This window comes from Rickettsia sp. TH2014 (assembly GCF_019249195.1).
In the GTDB taxonomy this organism is placed as follows: Bacteria; Pseudomonadota; Alphaproteobacteria; order Rickettsiales; family Rickettsiaceae; genus Rickettsia; species Rickettsia felis.
Map to the genome: position 1 here is coordinate 1 of NZ_MXAX01000279.1, position 2,314 is coordinate 2,314.

The window sequence follows — 2,314 nt, forward strand, 5'->3', positions numbered from 1 at the left end:
GGTATTGAGATTGATGATGAAGCATTTAAAGCTTTTAAAGCTCAGCAAGTTCCCATGATAGTACTAAGCAGGGAAGTAGATAGTTTGTTTAACGAGGAGGATACTACCCCTCAATATGACTCTATACAAGGAGCTGTATCAATCAAGTACGCTCTAGAGGAATTTGCTACTCGCGGGGATATGAACAAAGAAGCAAAGCAGAGGCTAGCACAATGAAAGTTATAACTATTTCTGTATTAATGCTGTTATGTCTTGCATTGCAAATACTGACTAATGCCGCTTTTGCTCAGTATTTAGATCCTACTGTCGAGACTAATATCAATAAAGTCGATCCATTATTCGAGAGAAGCGTGCCAAATCTAGAAGAGTTTAAAGCAGCAGTGGAACAAGATAAAAAAGTAATAGCAGAGCAAATGGGTCAGAATAAGATGCCTCCCATAGCTGATTCAGGAAAGATCGCACATGAGAGAGCAAAACTAGAAAGCTTAGATGCATTAGAATTAGATAGCATTGCAAGAAGGGAAATGGCAAAAGATCCATTTCACAATGAGATGTTTGTGGATTTAAGTAAACCCGGTATGCAGGCTCATTTAGAGGATGCGAAGAAAATAGCAAAAGGCAGCTCTAAGATGATAGGGAGTATTATAGCAAATCTTAAAGATATAGGAGTGGATTGCAAGACAGTGAAAGGCAATATCGAGAAAGATCCTGAATATTTTATGGAATTTAAGAAAGAAGTGGATAGTAAAGAAAAGGATACTATTTATGACCAGTATTTTTGTGAGAGATTAAGAAATAAATATTCTTGCTCGAGTACTCTTAGCATGAAATGCACGTCGGAGGGTAAGCAATGGGGCGAGTGGCAAGATAGAACTATTGATATAGCAGGGGAAGAAATATGGCGACCTAGTGGCGAGCTGCATATTGCTACTTTTGTCGTATCCTATATTACCTCGCCCGCTAATATTGCGGTGAGACAGCAAGTAAGGGGCATGATTGCACAAAAATTAGGAGTAGATTTTGAACAAATTAATGAAAATATCAGGATTAATCATATACCTAATGAAGAAGCTTACTGGCTTTATAACATACAGGGGGATAGATACCATGTGCAATACCAGTACCGAGATTGGAAGAAGATTTGTACTGCGTGGAGTGAAGTTTGGCATGAGCATTGCAGCTTAAAGAATTAAATAATGATGAAATATAACATGATGATCAAACAATTACTTTATATCTTTTTTATCGGATATTGCATTACATCTACGGCATGTGTAGCTAATGACAGCTTTAAATCAAATTATCCATGTAGAGACATCCAAAAAGAATGCATATCAAGCGGTGTACGGATAATTGACGGATATGAAGTATATAGGGATTGCTGGGAGTATTCAGTTGAGAAAGTGTATGATTATCCAAGCAAGGATGATTGCAGTAAATATTCACATTGTTATTTCGTCTCTACTTTGGAGTGTTTACTTACTGACTCTCTTGGTAATTGCGTAAATAGGAAAGAGGAATATTCCTGTAAAAGATGGGTGCCTATTGCTAAAGAAAGCACAAAAGCAAGAGTAAGACTTCAGGAAAAAGATGGGCAAGAAGGGATAATTTGTGAAGGCATCCCATGTATAGACGGTAACTGCGTAGATCATAGGTTCTTAAGCAACGGCGAGATGATGGACTCTATCTCTAAATTATACGCGGTAAGTCAGATGAAAGCAGGGGATGGTGTCAATATTAGTCTTTTTAAAGGCAGCAGTGATCATTGCAGTAAAAAAGCTACAAGTTACACCAATTGCTGTGCTGCCAGTTTAAAAGGTTGGGGCAGTAATGTTGGGGCAAAATGCAGTAAAAATGAGCAGCTACTTATCGAGAAGAGAAAAAAGAATTTATGTGTTTATGTAGGCAAGGAAAGCAACAAAAAGGTTAGCGTCACAACTCTTGTAAAACACCATTATTGTTGCTTTGGCAATCTGCTTGACAAGGTAGTGCAAGTACAAGCAAGAAAGCAGTTAGGTCTTAGTTTTGGCAGCGGCAAAAATCCGGATTGCCGCGGGTTAACACTTGCAGAAATAGAAAGAATTAACTGGGACGAAATTGATTTTACGGAATTCATTGAGGATTTGAAGGTTAAATTCTTTTCCAAATATAAAATGCCAGGAGGCGATGATTTAAAAGTATAATGGACTGAGAAATCAAGACAAAATTTTGAGCAATTTGCTTGGTAATTTGTAATAGTTGAGATTTAATCTTACATTTAGTAAAATTAAGATAATANNNAATGGAGGATTAGAGATGAATCTAAATCAAAAAA

General features: G+C 37.0%; 3 protein-coding genes. All 3 read left to right on the plus strand.

What is annotated here, in order from left to right; all coding sequences use genetic code 11:
• A partial coding sequence (locus KYQ89_RS05780; protein WP_256621459.1) for a TrbC family F-type conjugative pilus assembly protein occupies positions 1-216 on the plus strand: 216 nt, incomplete at its 5' end.
• Complete coding sequence (locus tag KYQ89_RS05785; RefSeq protein WP_218460794.1) at positions 213-1,193, plus strand: hypothetical protein; 981 nt, start codon at positions 213-215, stop codon at positions 1,191-1,193. The genes KYQ89_RS05780 and KYQ89_RS05785, both read left to right, overlap by 4 nt.
• A 3-nt stretch (positions 1,194-1,196) precedes the next feature.
• Complete coding sequence (traN, locus tag KYQ89_RS05790; RefSeq protein WP_256621462.1) at positions 1,197-2,183, plus strand: conjugal transfer protein TraN; 987 nt, start codon at positions 1,197-1,199, stop codon at positions 2,181-2,183.
• The last annotated feature ends 131 nt before the right edge of the window (positions 2,184-2,314 follow it).